Annotated in this window: 20 protein-coding genes; 7 read left to right on the forward strand and 13 right to left on the reverse strand. The window is 51.2% G+C overall.

Annotated elements, in window-relative coordinates:
• Positions 1–25: 25 nt before the first annotated feature.
• Both QP938_13145 and QP938_13150 read left to right on the forward strand, forming a co-directional pair.
• Positions 26–994: an ABC transporter substrate binding protein gene (locus tag QP938_13145; protein ID WIO74229.1), complete on the forward strand. Its 969-nt coding sequence runs from the start codon at positions 26–28 to the stop codon at positions 992–994.
• On the forward strand, positions 991–3,657 hold the full coding sequence (locus QP938_13150; GenBank protein WIO74230.1) for an ATP-binding protein: 2,667 nt from the start codon (positions 991–993) through the stop codon (positions 3,655–3,657). Before QP938_13145 ends, QP938_13150 begins: the two co-directional genes overlap by 4 nt.
• A 60-nt stretch (positions 3,658–3,717) precedes the next feature.
• Here the strand turns inward: QP938_13150 and QP938_13155 are convergent, their stop codons facing one another.
• The 5 genes from QP938_13155 to QP938_13175 form a co-directional block, all read right to left on the reverse strand.
• Positions 3,718–4,887 (reverse strand): phosphoglycerate dehydrogenase, encoded by a 1,170-nt coding sequence (locus QP938_13155; GenBank protein WIO74231.1) that lies wholly within the window; start codon positions 4,885–4,887, stop codon positions 3,718–3,720.
• Between the two features lie 24 nt (positions 4,888–4,911).
• On the reverse strand, positions 4,912–6,030 hold the full coding sequence (locus tag QP938_13160) for a phosphoserine transaminase (protein ID WIO74232.1): 1,119 nt from the start codon (positions 6,028–6,030) through the stop codon (positions 4,912–4,914).
• A gap of 256 nt (positions 6,031–6,286) precedes the next feature.
• On the reverse strand, positions 6,287–6,925 hold the full coding sequence (locus tag QP938_13165) for a thiol:disulfide interchange protein DsbA/DsbL (GenBank protein ID WIO74233.1): 639 nt from the start codon (positions 6,923–6,925) through the stop codon (positions 6,287–6,289).
• Positions 6,926–7,042: 117 nt separating this feature from the next.
• A complete protein-coding gene (locus tag QP938_13170) occupies positions 7,043–7,729 on the reverse strand; it encodes a thiol:disulfide interchange protein DsbA/DsbL (protein ID WIO74234.1) in 687 nt (228 codons plus the stop codon).
• Positions 7,730–8,125: 396 nt separating this feature from the next.
• The gene (locus QP938_13175) at positions 8,126–8,797 is read right to left on the reverse strand and encodes a c-type cytochrome (protein ID WIO74235.1); all 672 of its coding nucleotides are present in this window, start codon (positions 8,795–8,797) and stop codon (positions 8,126–8,128) included.
• 152 nt (positions 8,798–8,949) lie between these two features.
• Between QP938_13175 and yihA the strand changes: the two genes are divergently transcribed.
• A complete protein-coding gene (gene yihA, locus QP938_13180) occupies positions 8,950–9,585 on the forward strand; it encodes a ribosome biogenesis GTP-binding protein YihA/YsxC (GenBank protein WIO74236.1) in 636 nt (211 codons plus the stop codon).
• Positions 9,586–10,016: 431 nt separating this feature from the next.
• Here yihA and polA read toward each other — a convergent pair whose 3' ends face one another.
• Both polA and QP938_13190 read right to left on the reverse strand, forming a co-directional pair.
• Entirely contained in the window at positions 10,017–12,743 is a 2,727-nt protein-coding gene (polA, locus tag QP938_13185; protein WIO74237.1) for a DNA polymerase I, read from the reverse strand.
• A 109-nt stretch (positions 12,744–12,852) separates the two neighbouring features.
• Positions 12,853–13,800, reverse strand: a complete 948-nt coding sequence (locus tag QP938_13190) for a metal ABC transporter substrate-binding protein (GenBank protein ID WIO74238.1) — start codon at positions 13,798–13,800, stop codon at positions 12,853–12,855.
• Positions 13,801–13,910: 110 nt separating this feature from the next.
• Between QP938_13190 and QP938_13195 the strand changes: the two genes are divergently transcribed.
• The 4 genes from QP938_13195 to QP938_13210 all read left to right on the forward strand — a co-directional run bounded on the left by QP938_13195 (position 13,911) and on the right by QP938_13210 (position 16,776).
• Positions 13,911–14,390 carry a transcriptional repressor gene (locus tag QP938_13195; protein ID WIO74239.1) on the forward strand — a complete coding sequence of 160 codons (480 nt, stop codon included), beginning with the start codon at positions 13,911–13,913 and terminating at the stop codon, positions 14,388–14,390.
• On the forward strand, positions 14,381–15,145 hold the full coding sequence (znuC, locus tag QP938_13200; protein WIO74240.1) for a zinc ABC transporter ATP-binding protein ZnuC: 765 nt from the start codon (positions 14,381–14,383) through the stop codon (positions 15,143–15,145). The genes QP938_13195 and znuC overlap by 10 nt, the downstream gene beginning before the upstream one ends.
• Positions 15,138–15,932 (forward strand): zinc ABC transporter permease subunit ZnuB, encoded by a 795-nt coding sequence (gene znuB / locus QP938_13205; protein ID WIO74241.1) that lies wholly within the window; start codon positions 15,138–15,140, stop codon positions 15,930–15,932. Before znuC ends, znuB begins: the two co-directional genes overlap by 8 nt.
• A 217-nt stretch (positions 15,933–16,149) precedes the next feature.
• The gene (locus QP938_13210) at positions 16,150–16,776 is read left to right on the forward strand and encodes a LuxR C-terminal-related transcriptional regulator (GenBank protein WIO74242.1); all 627 of its coding nucleotides are present in this window, start codon (positions 16,150–16,152) and stop codon (positions 16,774–16,776) included.
• Here QP938_13210 and QP938_13215 read toward each other — a convergent pair.
• The 6 genes from QP938_13215 to QP938_13240 are packed head-to-tail and all read right to left on the reverse strand — an operon-like array spanning position 16,773 to position 21,361.
• Positions 16,773–17,309, reverse strand: a complete 537-nt coding sequence (locus QP938_13215) for a hypothetical protein (protein ID WIO74243.1) — start codon at positions 17,307–17,309, stop codon at positions 16,773–16,775. The two genes, QP938_13210 and QP938_13215, sit on opposite strands and share 4 nt — an antisense overlap.
• 27 nt (positions 17,310–17,336) lie before the next feature.
• On the reverse strand, positions 17,337–18,017 hold the full coding sequence (locus QP938_13220; protein ID WIO74244.1) for an SCO family protein: 681 nt from the start codon (positions 18,015–18,017) through the stop codon (positions 17,337–17,339).
• 51 nt (positions 18,018–18,068) lie between these two features.
• Positions 18,069–18,980: a heme o synthase gene (gene cyoE, locus QP938_13225; protein WIO74245.1), complete on the reverse strand. Its 912-nt coding sequence runs from the start codon at positions 18,978–18,980 to the stop codon at positions 18,069–18,071.
• Positions 18,977–20,056: a COX15/CtaA family protein gene (locus QP938_13230; protein ID WIO74246.1), complete on the reverse strand. Its 1,080-nt coding sequence runs from the start codon at positions 20,054–20,056 to the stop codon at positions 18,977–18,979. Before QP938_13230 ends, cyoE begins: the two co-directional genes overlap by 4 nt.
• Complete coding sequence (locus QP938_13235) at positions 20,056–20,631, reverse strand: hypothetical protein (GenBank protein WIO74247.1); 576 nt, start codon at positions 20,629–20,631, stop codon at positions 20,056–20,058. The genes QP938_13230 and QP938_13235 overlap by 1 nt, the downstream gene beginning before the upstream one ends.
• Entirely contained in the window at positions 20,621–21,361 is a 741-nt protein-coding gene (locus QP938_13240) for an SURF1 family protein (GenBank protein WIO74248.1), read from the reverse strand. Before QP938_13240 ends, QP938_13235 begins: the two co-directional genes overlap by 11 nt.
• Between the last annotated feature and the right edge of the window lie 27 nt (positions 21,362–21,388).

A 21,388-nucleotide genomic window follows, 5' to 3' on the forward strand; every position in this document is an offset into this window, starting at 1 on the left:
CACGGACGGATTGAACAGGAAGTTAATGCTCACAAAGCCCAAAAATCACAGGCGTCTTGCTGCGCTTATATTGTTTGTGATGTTCTGGATATCTGCACCTGTGCGTGCTGATATACCGGAGGTGGAAGTGATCCTGTCATCCGATGCCAGCCATTACGAGGGTGTTTACCAGGCATTTACAAACTATCTGGACAAGCTTCCTGCCAATGTCCGGATTATCAAACAGGTTCTGGGCGACGATGATAAGCCAGTTGCAATCAATTCACGCACGAACCTGGTGGTTGCCGTTGGTGTAAACGCGTGCCAGAAAGCTATTTCTCAAACCGGCTCATCACCATTACTTTGTACATTTCTACCTCGCAGCGCATACATTTCCCTCATTGAACAATATCCAACGCGCCAAAACGACGGCACGGTAAGCGCCATCTTTCTGGACCAGCCTGTCAGCCGCTACATGGTTATGATTCGTCAACTTGTTCCCACCGCCCGCGAGTTGGGAACGGTGGTAGGGCCAGTTTCCGAACAGCTGCTTCCGGAAATCAATGCGCTTGGCAAGCAACACCAGTTAACGGTCAATGTTGCAAACATTGATGAGGAAAGTAATCCGGTCAAAGTATTATCACCAATGGTGGAAAACAGCGATGTGATTTTGGTGACACCAGACCGCGCCAAGCTGAACAAAGTAACCGCGAAATGGTTACTCCACCTGAGCATTCGCCAGCGCATTCCGGTCATCGCTTTTTCAAGAGCCTATGTCAATGCCGGGGCTTTGGCCTCAATCTATTCAACACCAGATGATATCGGCAAGGATAGCGGCCAATTTGTTGAGCTCTGGCTGAACAATACCCAGGCTCCTTTGGGCAAACCAAGATACCCCAAGTTGTATTCATTGAGCACCAACCAAAATGTTGCAAGGGCTTTGAGAATTTCGCTGGAAAGTGACTCGGAGTTAAAAGCTGCCATAGACAGGGCTGAATCCGGGGCAGAGCAATGAGAGCCAACCGCTTCCGGAATTTCTTTCGACTGTTCCGAAAAATTCGTTGGCAATTTGTCATAGCAACGGTTATCCCGCTCACACTCATTACCCTAATACTGACCGCCTACCTTGTGTCTGCTCGGCAGCAGGATTTACGTGAGCAGTTTGTCCGATCGAGCACAATCAGCACTGATTACCTCGGGGATAAAGCAGTTGTTGAACTCTATGGTGGCGACACACAGCGGCTGCAGGATATGGCCAATAATATCGCCAAGTTCCCCGATTTAATGGGTGTTGGCTATTTCAATATCGATCTCGAATTAGTGGCAGCCTCGGCCAAGTTCAATATTCCCGGTAATGTGATAGCCACCCTTCAGGGAGGCTCCTTCCTGGAATCCGATCGCTTCCTGCACTTGCTGCGACCTGTTTATCTGCAAGAGATTGTAGTGGATGACTACGACAGCCAGAGCTCATCGGAACAGCTATTAGTAGGTTGGGTAGCGGCTACTTTTGATGCCCAGGCGAATCAACGTCAACAAAGTACCATTTTCCTCGCCGGCGTCAGTATTGCCTTGTTGGGTCTGGGGATGGCCATTGCACTTTCAATCTATCTGGGTCGCAGTATCGTACAGCCGGTACAATCTCTGACCAGTACGGTACAAAAGCTCAAGGATGGTCACCTGGCCGTGCGCGCACAGCCTTCAACTACCGAAGAGCTGTCATCTCTGGCTACAGGCATCAACCAGATGGCCGAGTCCGTAGCTGAAGGTCGTCGCAACCTTGAACAGAAAGTACGCGACGCCACCAGTCAGCTTGAAGAAACGCTGGAAGACTTAAGAGACAAAAACCGCCAGTTGGAACTGGCACGGGAGGCCGCAGAGATCGCCAACCGGGAAAAGAGCGACTTTCTTGCTCGAATGAGCCATGAATTACGCACCCCCATTACCGCCATTCAGGGGTTTACCCGATTGCTGCAGGATACTGAACTTGGCGTTGCTGAGCGCAGTTACACCTCCATCATCAATCACTCATCCTCGCAGCTGCTCAACCTGATTGACGATATTCTCGCTATCAGCCGCTTGCAGTCCAATGCCATTGAGATTGACTCCTTTCCTTTCAACCTGATCGAAGTACTGGAACAGTCTGTAGCCCAAATGGCTTTGCCGGCACGGGAAAAAGGCCTTGAGCTGATCCTCAACATTGCTCCCGAAGTGCCGATCAATGTTGTAGGAGACAGCTTTCGAATGTCCCAAATACTGATCAACCTGGTATCCAATGCGGTCAAATTTACCGAAAAGGGCTATGTTCGGGTTGCTGTCAGTGCCACTAACAAAGATGAACATTACAGCTTGATCCAGATTCGGGTCAGCGACACCGGTCTTGGCATACCGAGCGAGAAACAAAAAAACCTTTTCCAGGCGTTTACCCAGGCAGATACCTCTATCACTCGAAAATTTGGCGGCACCGGACTGGGCCTTGCAATCGTCAAAAGCCTTCTGGATTTAATGGATGGAACAATCTCACTTGAAAGCCAGCAAGGGGTTGGTACCACATTCCTTCTCAATATCCCGCTGCCAGTAACTGCTGTAGAGAAAGGCCCATCATTAATAGACGCCAGGGTAGCTCTTCTTGATCTACACCCACTCAGCCGGCAAGCAATGAGCGACTCCCTGTGCCGCTATGTTAGCGAGCTGGAAGTAGTACAAAGCATTGATGAACTCAGTAACCGGCAACCCGATGCACTGGTACTCGGCCTGCCCAGTAATGAATCCACCCAGGCTAACTGCCAGTACCTGGAATCGATTTTGGATCGCTGCGATGCGCCTATTCTGGTTTTAAGCCCGAGTCCGGAGTTAAGTGCCTGGATAGAAACATTTATCGGTTCGACAAATATTCGGGTTCTGGAAAAGCCCGCATCTCAGGAAGTTATGCACCAAAGCTTGCAGCAGCTTATCTGTAAAGAAGGTGACACTCCCAAACCTCAGGGAGACGACCAGCGACTGCTCAGCGGAATTCAGGTATTGATTGCCGAAGACAACCCGTTTACCCGGGAGTTCCTCAAAACACTATTGAGCAGGGAAGGCGCTTATTGCAGCCTGGTTTCAAACGGCAGTGAAGCCGTCGCAGCCTGTAATCTACAGACTTTTGATATTCTGTTAATCGACATCCACATGCCGGAAAAAAGTGGTATTGAAACGGTTCGGGAAATTCGCCAACAGAGTGGCCTGAATAACAATACCCCAATCATTACTATCACTGCGGACGTGCTCCAGCAGGAGCGACTGGCGTTGGATGATGCCGGCATCACCGATCTGCTCTTTAAACCCGTCGATGAGCAATTGTTACTTGAGCGGATTCTGCAGCACTGCCGCCCCGGTTCCAGCGTGCCCGAGTTAAAAGAGAAACTGGGGGACGAGATTCCCGTTGATGCGTTCTTCAACGAAGTTAACCGCCTTCTGAAATTAATCAGGGACGCCTGTGAAATAGAGGACCTTGAAGCGGCTAGAGACCCGGTACATCAGCTTCTCGGTATTGCTGGCGTATTCAAATTGCCCGAGCTTGAGGTGAAAGTAACCAGCCTGCACAGATCTGTGAAAAACCATCGCCAGTCACAAGCCGTCATGGCTTTAGAGGAACTGGAGCTCGAATGCCAGCTGATGGCGACCGCCAATAATAAATAAGCCCGACGCCATGCCGGCTATCGGGCTTATTACACAAACGATCCTTTAGGGTAACAGGCTCTAGAGCAAGCGAACCCTTACCACGCCATCTACAGATTCAATTGCCTTCAATAAATCACTGTCCGGCTGCTGCTCAACATCGATGATGTTATAAGCCAAAGTCTCACGGCTTTTATTGACCATATCAATCACATTGATTTTGGCATCAGCGAGCAGAGACAGGACGTGCCCCAACACCCCAGAGAAGTTCTCATTACATATAGTAATTCGATAACCGCCCATTCGATCCATGCGGGTTTTTGGGAAATTGACGGAATTGCGAATGTTGCCGTTCTCGAGAAAGTCGATCAGCTGGTTCGCGGCCATCACCGCACAGTTCTCCTCTGCCTCGCTGGTACTGGCACCCAAGTGCGGCATCAACAGGATATTTTCATTACCGAGCAACTCCGGCGAGGGGAAATCCGCAACGTATTTACTCAACTGCCCTGCTTTCAACCCTGCAAGCAGCCCATCCAGATCGACAATAGACTCACGGGCAAAATTGAGAAGAACAGCACCCGGTTTACAGAACGCCAGTGTCTCGGCATTCAGTAAATGACGTGTGGCATCGATGGCGGGCACATGGACAGTAATAAAGTCCGCGCGAGACAACAGGGTTTGCAGATTTTCCATTCTCTCAACACGGCTGGACAGGCTCCAGGCCGCCTCAACGGAAAGTGCCGGGTCAAATCCAACCACATCCATACCCAACTCAATAGCCATATTGGCAACCATGGAACCAATGGCACCCAGGCCTATTACCCCAAGGGTTTTACCGGCAATCTCTCCACCGGCAAAGTTTTTCTTGGCGGCCTCTACCTGGCGAGACATCTCCTTGTGGTCGTCAATATGTTTCAGGGATTGTGAGTAGTTCATGCCCCCGACAATATCTCGTGACGCCAGCAGCATTCCGGCCAGTACCAATTCTTTCACCGCATTGGCATTTGCACCGGGTGTATTGAAGACCACCACACCTTTTTGACTGTAATCAGCCACCGGGATGTTATTTACTCCGGCGCCACAGCGGGCAACGGCGCAGACACTTTCAGGTAATTCAATTTCGTGCAGCGATTGACTGCGCAGCATAATGGCGTCAGGGCTAATGAACTCGCTGGCGATTTCATATTTTCCACGCGGGAAAACATCCAAACCTTTAGCGGCAATCTGGTTGTAAGTGCGAATCTTGTACATGATTATCCTCTGTGGATTGGGTGTTTATTCAATAATCTGTTGTTGATATGCCCATTCAATCCAGGGCATCAACGCTTCCAGGTCAGCGGCTTCAACGGTCGCACCACACCACAGGCGCAGACCGGAAGGAGCATCGCGGTAGGACCCGATGTCGAAAGCGACACCTTCTGCCGCTAACAATTTCACCATCGCCTTCACGCGGCCTTCATCCAGATTAACCTTCAAACAAACACTGGTATTCGAGCGAGTCGTCTCCTCAACAGCGAGAAATTCGATCCATTCCTTGCTGGCAACAAACTGCTCCACCACGGCAAGGTTGGCTTGGGAGCGGGAAATGGTTGCGGAAACTCCACCCAGTTCGCGAACCCAATCCAGTGCATCCAGATAGTCGGCTACACAGAGCATAGACGGGGTATTGATGGTCTCGCCGCGGAATATACCTTCATTAAGGCTACCGCCCTTTGTCAGTCGAAACAGTTTTGGCATCGGCCAAGGGGGAGTGTAGCTCTCCAATCGCGCCACAGCCCTGGGGCTGAGAATCAGCATGCCGTGAGCCCCTTCCCCGCCCAGCACTTTTTGCCAGCTGTAGGTCACCACATCCAGTTTGTGCCATGGCATTTCCTGGGCAAAGACGGCGGAGGTTGCATCACAAATAGTCAGGCCACCACGGTTATCCGGGATCCACTCATCGTTCGGGACCTTTACCCCGGAAGTTGTTCCATTCCAGGTAAATACCACATCGTGATCAGGATTAACCTCTGACAAGTCAGGCAGATAACCGTAATCGGCAGTGATAGCGCGAACATTGTCCAATTTGAGTTGGTTACGTATATCGTTCAACCAGCCAAGTCCAAATGATTCCCATGCCACCACATCAACCGGGCGAGGCCCCAACAGCGACCACATGGCCAACTCCATAGCGCCAGTATCCGATGCGGGCACAATACCCACCCGGTATCCATCAGGTAACCCGAGCAACTCGGCGGTATCTGTACAGGCTCGCAGCAGAATCTCTTTGCCAAGTGCCGAGCGATGGGATCGCCCCAGACACCTTTGATCAAGGTTCGAGAGCTGGTAACCAGGGCGCTTGCTACAGGGGCCAGACGAAAAATTGGGATTAGCCGGTTTCAGGGTCGGTCTCATCACGGTCTCTCAGTTGGAATGATTGGTGCCAATGCACCGGACAGCGGATAAAAAGATTGTAAGAGAACGACTTTGTGATGTCAGTGGGTGGCATTAAGTGAGAAGCCAACCACCTTCAAATAGATAATAGCTTTCACAAATAAGCGAATTTCGGCAACAGGGTTGCTTGATGAAAGCGTGCCATTTAGGGTTGGTTAGCCACTTTCAGGAGAGAAGATATGCTGGCTCACATGACTTGTGAACCAGCACTTGAGTATTACTTCTTGGCTTTACGCTCTTTTTCGATCAGGAAGTCAGCCACTTCCAGCATTGCATCTGTGCTTCCGGCAGACTCAACACCAATACGGTATTTGCCGTTAACAATAATGCTCGGGGTACCGGTAATACGATAAGCACGGTTACGGGATTGTGCCTGCATGGACTGGCTTATCACACCGAATGAGTTAAACACGCTGCGGAACTGCTCGCGATCAACACCAGCCTCTGCAAAGACCTCACCGATTTCCCGCTCAGTAGTCATACGCTTGTGATCTTTGTGATAGGCATCAAACAGTTTTGCATGCATCACATCAAGGTTATTCAGGGACTTGGCGGTGTAATAAGCACGGGTGTGTACTTCAAATTGCTTGCGACCCAATGTGCTCGGGTTACGCACGAAAGTGACATCTTCCGGCAGCTTTTCTGACCACTCTTTTACACTTGGGCTGTAGTGATAGCAGTGAACACAGCCGTACCAGAACACTTCTGTCACTTCGATCTTGTTCGGATCACTGGTAGGAACCGGCTGAGGCAGCACAAAGTAGTGTTTTTCTGCCTGGTATTTTTCTTCGGCCTGGCAGCCGACCGTCAGAACAGCACTGGCAACAAACAACAGCGCAGTAAGCAAAGCTCGCATGTATGTCCTCCAAGAAAGAACGTCTAAATTGTATTGTTAATATCAGCCTGAATGTTAACGCTAAATCATCAGACTGCCAAAGTCTTCAAAAGTGCTTGTAAAGCTAGGTAAAATTACTCAACTTCCCTTAGGGGCGGTTGACTCTAATACGTCTTTTTCCATATCGCTGCTGGCTTGTTCTCGCTCCTTCTCAATCAGGAACTCTGCCACTTCCATCATTTTATCGTTACCACCAAGAGCCCTTCCGCTAATCAGGTATTTTCCCTGAACCACCAGCCGTGGTGTACCGGTAATCAGGCATTGCCTGGTTAACTGTTCGGCTTTAAGAGCCTTGCCCTTGATCTCCAGAGAGTTAAACACCTCACTGAAGGTAGCTCGTTCGACTCCGATTTTTTCAAACAGATCTGCAATCTCACGCTCGGTCTTGAACGGTCGGCGCCGCACATTCATCTCGTCGTACATTTTAGGGTGAAACTTATCCATCACTCCCAGCTGTTCAGCAGTATAGAACGCCTGGGCGTGGAGTTTCATTCTTGGATGCCACACTGCTGGCAATCGATGATAGTTAACGTCTTTACCCAGGCCTTCCTGCCAGGTATTAAATTTGGGCGACAGGTTGTAGCAGTGACGACAACCGTACCAGAAGACCTCCATAACCTCGATGTTGTTCACTTCTGCCAACTCAACCGGCTTGGGTAACTTCAGGTAGTGAACCCCTTCTTTAAAGGTTTCCTCCGCCCTTACCAGGGAGCTACTCAGCAACAGGCAAGCGGCCATAGCCATCATGCGAAACGTAAATTGCATCTCTTTCCCTATTTTTATAAAAATCAGACACTAGGGCCTGTCGACACTAATTGATTACTTGCTGTTGTGTCTAAAAAAGCGCCAATCAAGGCATGAGGAGAGCAGTTTGGTCATTCCAAATAAACGACGAATAACGCTGAGTGGCGCTTTTTTAGACACAACCCGTAGGGCTGCGGCCATTTTCCCGCCCAGCTACGTTATCAGTCGCTTATGTAGAGTAACTACACTGCACTCCTTCTGCCTTGCTGGCCAAAAAAATGGCCTTCAGCAGCAAACAATCAATTAGTGTCGACAGGCCCTAACACAGCAATCAGACAAATTACTGGGACGCCAGTTCACTGGCAACAAAAAAGGTGGCCTGAGCCACCTTTTTGTTAATCGCGTCAAAGTGACGAGTTATTCCTCGTCCTTTACGCCCGCATGCAAACCGGAGAGGTAGTTGGCTACCGCTTCGATTTCCTTGTCACTCAGGTTGGCGGCTACTCCGCGCATGATTCGGGTATCACCGTCATTGGTGCGGGCATTACTGCGGAATGCCTTCAGCTGTTTAACGATGTAATCGGCATATTGACCACCCAGACGCGGATAACCTGCTGGCGCATTACCCATACCAGTTGGCGAATGGCAGCCGGAGCAGGCCGGAACATTGGTCTCGTGGTTGCCAGCGCGGAAAATTTTCTCACCCACCGCCATCAACTCAGTAGCATTCAGGCCTTCCAGTGGCCAGTCTTTCTCTTTTTTGGCGCCTGAAATCTGCATCGGGTTGGACGAGAAGTACGCAGCCAGATCGGCCAGGTCCTGCTCACTCATATTATCCAGCTGACCAATCATCTCGGGAACCTGGCGCTCACCGGATTTGATATCGTTCAGCTGCTTGAGCAGGTACTTTTCGCCCTGCCCGGCCAATTTGGGGTAAAGGGCAACCGGGCTGTTTCCTGTCTCACCGTGACACGCTGCACACGTAGCCGCTTTTGTCTTACCTGCCTGGGCATCGCCACCAGCTACCGCCAGAGGAGCGGCCATCATCAAGCCAACAGCAACAATAAAACCTTTCGAAACCTGCTTCATCGGGTATTCCGCTTTCTTTGTTTGGATACACATTGTTTTGTTTGGGTACAATAGCGCAGCGAGCGAACGCAACGCCAGTTTGACCGGCATGGCGGCGCATTATAGCCCAAACCCTTACAGTTCGTAACACTACTGAGTTGATAGCCGTCAATATGAGTGAAATTTTGCAGTTTCAAACCGCTTTTTTTACCCAGAGCAGCCCAACACTGGCCCAGTGCCCCCCCGACAACGGCGCTGAAGTCGCCTTTGCCGGACGCTCTAATGCCGGGAAGTCCAGCGCCCTGAATACCCTGACCGACAACCACAAACTGGCCAGAACCAGTAAAACCCCGGGTCGCACCCAGTTGATCAACTTCTTTCAGCTTACGGAAGAGCATCGTCTGGTAGACCTGCCCGGCTACGGTTTTGCCAAGGTTCCCAAGGCCATGAAGGAGAAGTGGGATCGCAATCTGGCTCAATACCTTCAAGAGCGTCAGTCGCTCAAAGGCCTGATTCTGTTGATGGATATTCGCCATCCACTGCAACCCTACGACCTGCAGATGCTGCAGTGGGCCAATGACGCAAAGATGCCGGTCCACATCCTGTTGACCAAGGCAGATAAACTGAAGCGTGGCCCAGCGCAGAGCACACTGTTAAAAGTGAAGAAAACGCTCAAGGAGATGGGATTATCAGATCGCCTTACTGCCCAGACCTTTTCGGCCCCAAAGAAGGACGGCGTGAAAATTCTTGAAAACCGTCTGCGTGAATGGCTTAGCCCCCAACCGCAGCTCGCCCCCGAAGCCGACTGATTCTTCCCCGTAAACCCGGACAAAAAAAAGCGGCGCTGTATCAACAGCGCCGCAATAATTCGATCGGGTAATCCAAGTGAGGGGGAGGAATACTTCAGCCCGATCTTTCACTCACAACCAAGAGGTGGGTTGTACTGAAAGCTTAGAACAAGCTGATTGGGGTAAGTTCCGGATCCGTTGAAAAAATTGTGCCCAATTTCACATGTCAGGAAAAAAGGTTAAAAAAAAGCCCTAACCAAGAAGGAGGCGGTTAGGGCTTGCTTTGCTGTTGCTTGGGGGAAAACAAGTTTGGGGGATAGAGTAAGACACCTCGGGCGTCACACCCCATCCGTTATTCAAACTATAGACGATAAAAATACAGGCTGCTCAAAACTTGCTCAAATATTTTTCAAGTTACTGATTTTGAACAAATATATTTTTTGACCAACTGGTCAATGAGCTTCATCCCAGTTATCCCCAACTCCGACATCCACTACCAGAGGTACTGACAACTCGGCCGCCTTTGACATGTATTCCGGTAGTCCGGCAGTCACCGTTTCCAGCTCCGCCTCCGGCACTTCCAGCACCAGTTCATCGTGCACCTGCATAATGACACGGCTCTTCAAACCTTCCGTTTGCAGCCACTGATCCACGGCAATCATTGCTCGCTTGATAATATCTGCCGCCGTGCCCTGCATCGGCGCGTTAATGGCGGTACGCTCAGCAGCCTGACGATGAGCGCCATTGCGGGCGTTGATCATCGGAACATACAGGCGTCGGCCAAACAGGGTCTCCACATAGCCCTTCTCTTTTGCCCCTTCCCTGGTCTTCTCCATATATCGTTGAACACCCGGGTATCGTTCAAAATAGAGGTCGATGTACTGCTGTGCCTGGTTGCGACCGATATTCAGTTGACGCCCCAAACCAAAGGCTGACATTCCGTAGATCAACCCGAAATTAATCGCCTTGGCACTGCGTCGCTGCTCCGGAGTAACTTGATCCAAAGCAGTATCAAACACTTCGGCAGCGGTAGCCCTGTGGACGTCGAGCCCTTCGGCAAAGGCCGTTAACAGGCCTTTATCCCCGGAGAGGTGAGCCATAATTCGAAGTTCAATCTGCGAGTAGTCCGCCGCCACCAATTTGCAGCCTTTGGGCGCGACAAAGGCGTGGCGAATACGCCTACCCTCTTCGGTGCGCACCGGAATATTCTGCAAGTTAGGGTCCGAAGAAGACAGTCTCCCGGTCGCTGTAACCGCCTGATGATATGAGGTGTGGACACGACCGGTGGCTGGATTGACCATCTCCGGCAGCTTGTCGGTATAGGTGGACTTCAGTTTGCTGAGACTGCGGTGTTCCATCAGCAACTTCGGCAGCGGGTAATCCAGCGCCAACTCCTGCAGCACCTCTTCCTTGGTGGACGGCGCACCTTTGGCGGTTTTTTTCAGTACCGGCAGTTGCAGCTTGTCGAACAGAATAGCGCCCAATTGTTTGGGTGAGGAAAGATTGAACTCCTCTCCTGCCAACTCAAACGCTTCCTGCTGGATTTCCGCAATGCGCTGACCGAGTTGTTGGCTCTGCTGACGAAGTAATGAGCCATCTATCAGTGCGCCGGTGCGCTCGATGCGCGACAATACCGACAGCAATGGCATTTCGATTTCGGTAAATACCGATTGCAGTCCGGGCTGACTTTCCAACTCCGGCATCAGGGCCTGATGCAACCGCAAGGTTATATCGGCGTCTTCCGCCGCATATGGCCCGGCCGTTTCAATATCAATCTGGTTGAAAGTAAGCTGCCCGGCCCCTTTGCCAGCGATCTCTTCAAAACTGATGCAGCGATGGCTCAATAGTCGCTCGGCGAGGCTGTCCATATCGTGGCGTCCGGCGGTGGAGTTCACTACATAAGATTCCAGCATGGTGTCATAAGCCACCCCCCGCAGATCGACGCCCTGTCGAGCCAGCACGCTCATATCGTATTTGAGGTTCTGGCCTATTTTTTTCAGCTCCGGGTCTTCCAGTAGTGGCTTTAACTTGTCCAGCACCTGTTGACGCGACAGTTGTGACGGCGCGCCGAGGTAGTCGTGACCAAAGGGTACGTAGGCAGCACTACCAGCCTCCACCGCAAAGGACACCCCAACCAGTTCAGCCTGCATGTAATCAAGGCTGGTGGTTTCGGTATCAAAGGCAAACAGCTTGGCGGTCTTCAGTTTGTCGATCCAGACATCCAGTTGTTCTTCGTTGAACAGAATTTCATAGTGGGCTTCTATTGCCTCCACTGCCTGTTCAGGAGCCTCGTCACCGCCCTGCTCTACTTCCTCCAGCCATGTTTTGAATTCCATCTCCCTGAACAAGGCCAGCAATGCATCGGAATCCTGTGGCTGGTGGCTGAGCTCATCATGACTTAACGGCAGCTCAATATTGGTGCGAATGGTTGCCAGATCGTGGGACAATTCCGCCTGCTCGCGAAATTCAGCCAGTTTTTCCGGCATCTTCTTCGCGCCGCGAAAGCCCAATTCACGAATCGGTTCCAGATCTTCATAGATCTTTTCCAGGCTACCGATACCCTGAAGCAAGGCTACGGCGGTTTTTTCGCCCACGCCAGGCACACCGGGAATGTTGTCGGACTTGTCGCCCAACAGGGCCAGGTAATCAATGATCAGTGTGGGCGGCACACCAAATTTGTCGGCTACGCCATCCACGTCCAGACAGGTTTCGGTCATGGTATTTACCAGTGTCACCTTGTCGGTGACAAGTTGAGCCATGTCCTTATCGCCGGTTGAAATTACCACTGCCCTGCCCGCTTTTTCCGCCTGTTTGGCGAGAGTTCCAATTACATCGTCCGCTTCGACTCCTTCCACCACCAGGATAGGCAAGCCCATGGCGCGAATGATGTTGTGGATCGGCTCAATCTGGCTTCGCAGTTCATCTGGCATCGGGGGGCGATGAGATTTGTACTCAGCATAAAGTTCATCGCGAAAGGTCTTGCCCTTGGCATCAAACACCACTGCAATTTCACTGCCCGGATAGTCCTTGAGCAGGCGACGAATCATTGAGATAACTCCGCGCACCGCACCCGTAGGCTGACCAGCAGAGTTTATAAGCGCCTGCAGCGCAGGAACGTGAAAGGCACGATATAAATAGGAAGAACCATCGACCAATACGAGCGGGGTTGATTCAGCCATGAGCTGGTATGTCCTTGCGGTGAATATTATTAGTGAGCGGAGTGCCAGAATACAGGCACTCCAAAAAAGACAAGCTTAACGGAAATGGCAAAACGGGTTAATGCCCCGTTTACTTACGATTGAGACAGCGCTCAAAGGCGTCGGCCACATTTTCGAGAAATCGCAGGTATCCATTTTCTCCGGGAGCAATCTCACTACCCAACGGATCAAGCATTACTGTGGCAACACCAGTCCGCTGGGCAAATGCTTCAGCCGGCTTGGAGTTGAATTGTGGATCCACGAGGATACAAGCCAACTTACCTTTCTCATGAGCCAGTAACTCTGCCAAAGATTTCGCACCAACCTGGGCACCAGACAGATTTCTCAGGGATCCCAGCTGCTTAAGCCCAAAGTGCTCTACAAAATGACCATAAGCATCATGCTGAACGACAAACTGATCCATGGGGAGTTTTGCAAAACGCGCGCGTGTGCGTTGTTCATAATCCTGCATCTGCCCTGAAAAGCTATTTGCTCTCTGTAGATACTGTTCCGCATGCTCCGGGTCTAGTTCGCTCAACCTTGCAGCAAGTGCAGTAACCAGCACATTTATATTCTCCGGGTTAAGCCAGAGATGAAGATCCTTTCCATGATCGTGGTGGTGATGATGGTGATGACCTTCAGAGTCGTGTTCATCATCATGGTGATGGGATGGATCGTCACAACCTTCACCTTCGGGCCAAATCAGGCCATCAAGCCCAGCAGTAACCAGCTGGCGATCATCGGGCACCATCTTTTCGATAAAGCCGTCGAAACCCTCACCGATATGTACAACCAGGTCAGCATCATCCAGTTTCACCCGGTCTGAAACACGCATGGCAAAGTCATGAGGTGAAGAGCGATCGGGAATAAGCTGATGCACCTCAATGCGATCAGCACCTATGTCTTTTATGACTAGAGCCAAGGGTTTGATAGTTGTTACTATTTTAATCGGCTGGTTAGCTGATTCCGCAAAAACGGTCGCTGAGAATCCCAAACCCAACACAATTAGTGTCAAACTGCGGAAAATTTGCCAAATCACGTTAAATCTCTTCTTTACACTAATAAATAATGTTACATAATAACACTTAGCTAAATAGCAGAGCGACTAGTTTTGCACTCCTTTACCTTATCGGCTGCTGGTGATGTTATATGATTACTAATTCAAAACTCGCCTATCACGAACACGACCATCAACGCTGTATTGATGCTGCATTGGCGCGTGCCGCTGAAGTGTGTGATTCCCGTAAAGCACGGCTCACATCAGCTCGGCAAGAAGTACTCAAACTGATCTGGCAAAGTCACCAGCCTCTTGGGGCATACCGAATTCTGGAAATGATGACCGAGAAAAGTGGCAAGCGAGTCATGCCACCGACGGTCTACAGGGCTCTGGATTTTCTCCTTGAGGTAGGCCTTATTCACCGCATCGCTTCACTGAATGCCTACATTGGCTGCCCATTTCCCAACAGCCATCACAGTGAGCTGTTCCTGATCTGTCGCAATTGTGGTGCCGCCGCAGAGTGCAGTGCTGACACCGTAAACAGTGCAGTCGCTTCTGCCGCACAGCGCGCAGGCTTTCAACTGGAGTCGCAATCAGTGGAACTGGTAGGACTTTGCCCACAATGTCAGTAGAGCTGCCTCAACTTGTTTCTCTTCAGAATGTGGGCGTTCGATATGGCGAACAGTCCGTTCTGGAGCAGATCAACTTTGACCTCAGGCAAGGCCAGATCGTCACCCTGATAGGGCCTAACGGTGCGGGTAAAACCACACTGGTCAAGGTAGTGCTTGGGCTCACGAATCCTTCAACTGGCAAGGTGAAGCGATCCGGGGGGCTACGTATCGGTTATATGCCACAACGTCTGCACATAGATCCGACATTTCCCCTGACCCTTTTCCGATTTTTGCGTTTGACCGGAGCCACTAACGACCAGTGTAAGCAAGCACTCACTACTGTTGGGATTGAGCGTCTGCAAAACAGCCCCTTGCAAGGACTCTCAGGCGGAGAGCTGCAACGCGCGCTTCTGGCACGAGCATTGTTACGCCGCCCCAACCTGCTTGTACTTGATGAGCCGGTTCAAGGGGTGGATGTGATGGGTCAGGAGCAGCTCTACAAGCTCATTGACCGCATTCGCAAGGAACTTAATTGTGGGGTGTTAATGGTTTCCCACGACTTACACCTGGTAATGTCTTCTACCGATGAGGTGATTTGCCTGAATCGCCATATATGCTGCCACGGCAGTCCACAACAGGTCAGCAGTAGTCCGGCATTTACTGAACTTTTCGGGACTAAAACAGCATTTTATACCCACGATCACGACCACAAACACAACTTACACGGTGATGTGGTATGCGATCACAGACACTCGGGAGAGCAGGGCAATGCCTGAGTTTCTTTGGCTGGCGATCGCCGCTGGAATTGGTGTGGCAATCACTACCGGACCTTTGGGGTCATTTATTGTGTGGCGAAGAATGGCCTATTTTGGCGACACACTTGCCCATTCTGCCTTACTGGGTACGGCACTTGGCCTGGTACTGCATGTCGCCCCCACTATCTCGGTAATCGCCTCCTGCATATTGTTGGCGCTGATCCTGACAGTGCTGCAGCGCCAGCGACAACTGGCCGTAGACACTTTGCTGGGGATTATGGCGCACAGCTCTCTCGCCCTGGGTCTCGTGGTAATCGCCCTGTTACCGAATATTCGCATCGACCTGATGGCTCTGCTGTTTGGCGACCTGCTATCCGTCACTCCCGAAGACATAATCATGATCTTCGCAACTGCCGCAGTCGTGTTGGGAGTTTTATTGTGGTTGTGGCGCCCCTTGTTGGCGATCACCGTGCATGAAGACCTGGCCAAAGTGGAAGGTGTTCCGGTAACTTTCGTTCGGACCGCTTTGATGACACTGATTGCACTGGCAATTGCTATCGCCATGAAGGCGGTGGGCGTACTTCTGATTACAGCGCTGATGGTAATACCTGCAGCCACTGCCCGGCGTTTTGCCAACTCTCCAGAGCAGATGGCTATTCTTGCTGCCGTCATTGGAAGTATTGCTGTGCTGGCTGGACTGTTGATGTCCTGGTATGCCGACACCCCGGCAGGCCCATCAGTGGTGCTTAGTGCGACCTCTTTGTTCCTGTTGAGCCTTACCAAACCCGGCTTACACACTAACCGCTAAGTTAAGCACTAAGTATGATTACAAAACTCCAGTAGCCGTCATAAACTGAAAATCCACTCGTGAAGCCCATTCTAATAAGAAACAGGGCGATTGCTTCACATTGGCTTTACGTTTTATGCTGGGGGTACTCGCTCTTAAACCCACGGAGCCTGGTAGTCTCTGATTGCCTCGAAGTGCAACAATGAATAACTCAATAACAAAACAAGCAAGGATGGATATGGCCAAGACTGATAACAGACTTGGTGTCGGAATGATTTCGGATCGCTCATGCGTTCAGAATGCCTACCTGATTGAACAGATTCAGAAGGAATTACCTTATTCCTGTGAGCTGACATCAATCGACAAGGCTGATAGCTTTCATTGTCTGTTAATGGACTGCCAATATTACAGCCCTGAAGACATGACAAACCTGCTACATCAGATCAATGAGTACAACCAACCTCCGATTCTCGCACTGATTAATGCAACTCATTACGGACCTTATGAATCCCTGATTAATTGGCCGGGTGTAAATGGCATTTTCTACAGCAATACGCCACATCAGCAGTTAGTGAACGGCTTAAAAGCAATAATGGAAGGGGAGTTGTGGCTGCCTCGTAGATTGATTGGCAAGTTTTTGGAGCGCAACCGGCGATTACCCAAAACCGGCCTGAATGATGCTCAACTGACTCGCAGAGAGACCCAGATCTTACAGTGTGTACTTCAGGGTGCGACCAACGCAGACATATCTCAACAGCTGTTTGTCAGCGAACACACCGTGAAAAGCCACCTATACAATATCTACAAAAAAATCGGTGTTAAAAACCGGCTTGAGGCAAGTAACTGGGCTCGAAGTCACCTCTAATCAGCACTCCCTTTCCGCCGATAAGTGCCGTCGAATAAGACCTGCCAGGTCTTGCCTTTATTCGACGACGCTTCCCACAGCTGGCGAACGGTATCTCCCTGCGGGGTCCAACGGATTCGGCTGAGAAATGCATTGCCACGAGGGTCAAAACCGCTGCCCTCCATTACCATGGTTCCGTCATCATCCAGGCCACCATTGATCCGTAACAGCAACCCGCCATTATCCACCCAAGTCTGGTGCCAACGTTTGTTGCCCTGGTCATAGGTGTTCAAACTGCGCCCACGACTCTGCTTTACACTGCGCCAGTTTTCCTGAATTCCACAGCCCGCAAGGATTTTTTCAATCGTGTTTTCACCAACTTTCTCGCCAGTTTTGGTATCAAAGACTTCCCAGTCTCCCAACCAAAAATCGAACTGGCGATACTCTTCACCCTTACAGGCTCCCTGATCAGGATCATCGTCAGCAAACGCTGACTGCCAGCCCATCATGCACAACAATAAAGAGAAATAAACACCAGCTGTCTTGAATTTCATTTTTACTCTCCGTTGTAATTCTTGGTGCTACCCCTTGAAAGAAGCCCGCATAGACCGCCAGGTGTAGCGCATTTGCATTGGGTCCTGTGGATGGCGGAAAAAACCGTGATAGTGGCCGCGGGGATTAATAATTACCAGATTACCACTGTGATCGACGGTGTATTCACCTTCGCCCTCCATAGGCACCTTGTTGTAGGCGATATTTAATTCCGCAGCGAGTTTACGAATAAAATGGGGATTGCCGGTTACGCCGACAAAGTCTTTATTGAAGAATTTGACGTAGTTGTTGAGCACTTCCGGGGTGTCTCGCTCCGGGTCAACACTGACCATTACGATCTGCAAATTGGCCAGTTCCTCTTCACTAAGCGGGTTTTCGCCACTGCTGGATACCATACGATTAAGATCGGCCAGAGCAGTTGGGCAGATATCCGGGCAAAAGGTAAACCCAAACAGCATGATCGTCCACTTGCCCTCCAGGCGGGCGCTGTCAAACGGATTGCCATCCTGGTCAATCAGGTCGACTTTGCCGAATATACGAGGCTTTTCAAACACAATCGCGCCATTTTCGCGTAGCTCATTAAAGCTCAACACTCTTGGCTGGGTCACCTTGTGAACAAAGCCGGCAACCCCTGCCGCCGCCATCAGCAGTACTCCAATTACTGTCAGGCGAATGTTATCGCGGCGTTTTTTGGCTACATCTTCGGTCATTTAATAAATACTCAGTTATCCCTTTTCGTGCTGTTTTAATGCAGGGGCAAATTAAAATAGGGTAATTGGTGCTGTCACCAGATAGTGGTCCAGAAGCATCACCACAAACAGCACCATCAGATAGACAATGGAATACTTGAAGGTTTCCATTCCGGCATCTGCTCGACTGCCACGAAGCAGCACCACCGACCAGTACAGGAACCCACCGTTTAGCAGCATCGCACCCGCCAGGTATAACCAGCCAAACATGCCGGTAATATAAGGCAGCACTGTAACTGCCACCAGAATCAGGGTGTAGAGCAAAATATGCAACTTGGTGTAGGCCTCACCATGAGTCACTGGCAGCATCGGAATGCCAGCCTTGGCGTAATCGGCTTTGCGGTGCACTGCCAGCGCCCAGAAGTGGGGAGGTGTCCAGGCAAAGATTATCAGCACCAGCAGCAGTCCATGACCACTTACTTCCCCGGTGACTGCCGTCCAGCCAAGCAGTGGCGGGGCGGCGCCAGCCAATCCACCAATCACGATATTCTGCGGAGTCGCCCGTTTCAGGAACATGGTGTAGACAAAGGCATACCCCACCAGGGAAGCGAAGGTAAGCCAGGCGGTCAGGTGATTGATAAACAGCATCAATATGGCCATCCCCAGCGCCGCTGTCACAATCGCAAACAGTATCGCTTGTGTCGGTGCCACTCGACCCTTCGCCACCGGTCGGTTAAAGGTACGTATCATTTTGGTATCCACGTGGCGATCCACCACATGGTTGATCGCGGCGGCGGCACCGGCGCACAGGGCTATCCCCAGGTTGCCTAAAATAAGGGTGGTCAGATCCGGTATCCCGCTGGGCACTGCCAGCAACATACCAATCACCGAGGTGAGTATCATCAGTGCCACTACCCGTGGCTTGGTCAACTCCAGATAGTCGCGCCAACCAACCCGATTTAATCCAATTGATACCCCACTCATAAAGCCCCCTTGGCAGACAGTTGTTGCCCTGCAAAATTGTTATTTGTTTCCCTAGCAGCATAGTAAAGACGGGTTGCCACTGTCACCAGCGTAAGCAGTAATATTGCTCCACCGGCATTGTGAGCCACTGCCACCGGCAGTGGCAGGCTAAATATGATATTACTTATACCGAGACTCACCTGCAGTGCCAAAATCACCCACAGGACTAAAGCCAGTCTCCGCACAGCGGCAATACCAGAGCGCCACAGTGCCAGGCCCAGCAAAACCACATACACGGATACCACAATGGCACCGATTCGATGACTTAGGTGAATCGCCACACGAGCATCGTTATCCAGTTGTCCACCCAGATAGTTGGGGCCGATGTGTTGCAGAAAATTAAAACCCTCACTGAAGTCTGTTGGCGGCAACCACTGCCCCTGACAGGTCGGGAAATCGGGGCAGGCGAGGGCGGCGTAGTTGGAGCTGGTCCAGCCACCCAAAACTATCTGCACAATAACCACTGCCAGTGCACCCCACACCCAAGGCTTGAGGCGTTGAGCCGTACTTACCTGCATGGAGTTAAGCCGCATTGGCTGCATTGCCAGGCGCAACCGCAACAGCCAGAGCAATGTCAGCAACGAAAAGCCGCCTAGCAGGTGAGCGGTCACCACTTGAGGCCAGAGTTTCAGTGTCACGGTCCAGGCTCCAAACGCTCCCTGGCAGATGACCAACAACAACAATCCAACACAAAGCCCAAAGGGATATTCGCCATCAGTTTTGCGGGCTCGCCAGCCGATGATGTTCAAGCCAATAATTACCAGCCCCAATAAGCTGGCGCAGTAGCGATGCACCATTTCCGGCCAGGTCTTGTCAGTATCCACCGGCGAATCGGGAAACGCCGCTTCCGCTTTGGCAATTTCGTGATGTTCATCCGGCCAGGTCAGGTGGCCGTAACAACCGGGCCAGTCCGGACAACCCAGTCCCGCATCCACCAGGCGGGTGAAGGCTCCGAGCACGACAACGACCAGCGCCAGAAGAATGGCAGCGGTGGCGAGGTAATAACCGGGTCTAACCATTCTGATAGCGTTTGGCATCACAGCAACACCTTCAAGTCTTTGATGATCTCTTTGTAATTTTGTCCTGCGGGGTAGTAGAGCACCAACTTGCCCTTGGAGTCGGCCAGATAGATAAATCCATCTCGCTGGTCAGGAATATTGCTGTTATTGAGCAGCTCACTGAATGACCCGCCATCATGCACCGTCAATACCGAAGGATACTGCTCTTTCAGGCGTTGCTGTTGTTCAGCAATGGGCTGATCAGGGCTTAGATACAGTCTTTCTATGCGATCGGCACGCTTGGCCAGCAGGGTGTGTAATTGACGGGTAATAAACAACGCCTGCTGGCAGGGTTCCCCACAATCGCCGTTGTCAGCAATGACCAACTTCCACTTACCGTTATCCTGCCAGGGTCCAGCGGACAAACCGGCCAGAGGCAAATCCGCCAGGCCCTGTTCTGCTTGTATCCAGGTGCCGAAGTTGGTGGTTCCCATGTCGGCGATAAGCTGGTCCCGTTGATCATCGCTGCGTGGCAACAGCCAGTAACTGGCCGCCACTGCCGCTACCGGTATCAGTAACACCAACCACATCTGCCACTTTTGATTACTGCTCATTCACACTCCCCGCATGATTTTCTGTCTTGTTATTCTTTGTGCTACGCCGAATTTGGCTCAGGAACGTCAACACCAGCAAGGCCAGTGCCATGGCAAACCACTGCACGGCATAAGCGGTGTGTTTTTCCGGCTGTACATTAACCGCCGGCCAATCGATCACCAGGCTACCCGGCTGATACTCAGCAAGCCTGACGGTGTAACTCTCCAAAGGTTTTCCCAACTGCTGAGCCAATTGATCCATTTCAACGGTCTGGATCACCTTTGGCCAGCCAGCAGCGCTGACAGGAAAAGTCTTCGGCTGCTCTAATGGCGAGTAAATCGTGCCATTCATTGTTAGCCGTACATCAATGGCTTCGACCGCTGGCAACTGATCGCGATACAAAGGCGCTTCCACCCAACCACGATTGACCAGTACGGTGGCACCGCTCTGATCCCGAAAGGGCACCAGTACCTCGTAACCTGGACGTCCCTTATGAACGCGATTGTCCAAAAGAAAATAGTGGTTATTGTCAAAGTGGCCCTGAAGGGTAACCGGGTGGTAGCGGGATGGGGTGTTCAGGTCGGCCAGTAATACGGGAGGTTGTGATTGCTGCTGTTCAAGTTTCGAGAGAATCTCGCGCTTCTGATCTGCACGTTCCAGCTGCCAAAATCCCAGCGACACCAATACTGGCAACAGCACTGCAGCGAGTCCGATCAATTTCCAGTTTAGCTGGGTTACTACCTGAACCAACGACTTCCTACCTCGATAAAAACATGC

The sequence above is a fragment of the Porticoccaceae bacterium LTM1 genome (assembly GCA_030252795.1).
GTDB lineage: Bacteria > Pseudomonadota > Gammaproteobacteria > Pseudomonadales > Porticoccaceae > SCSIO-12696.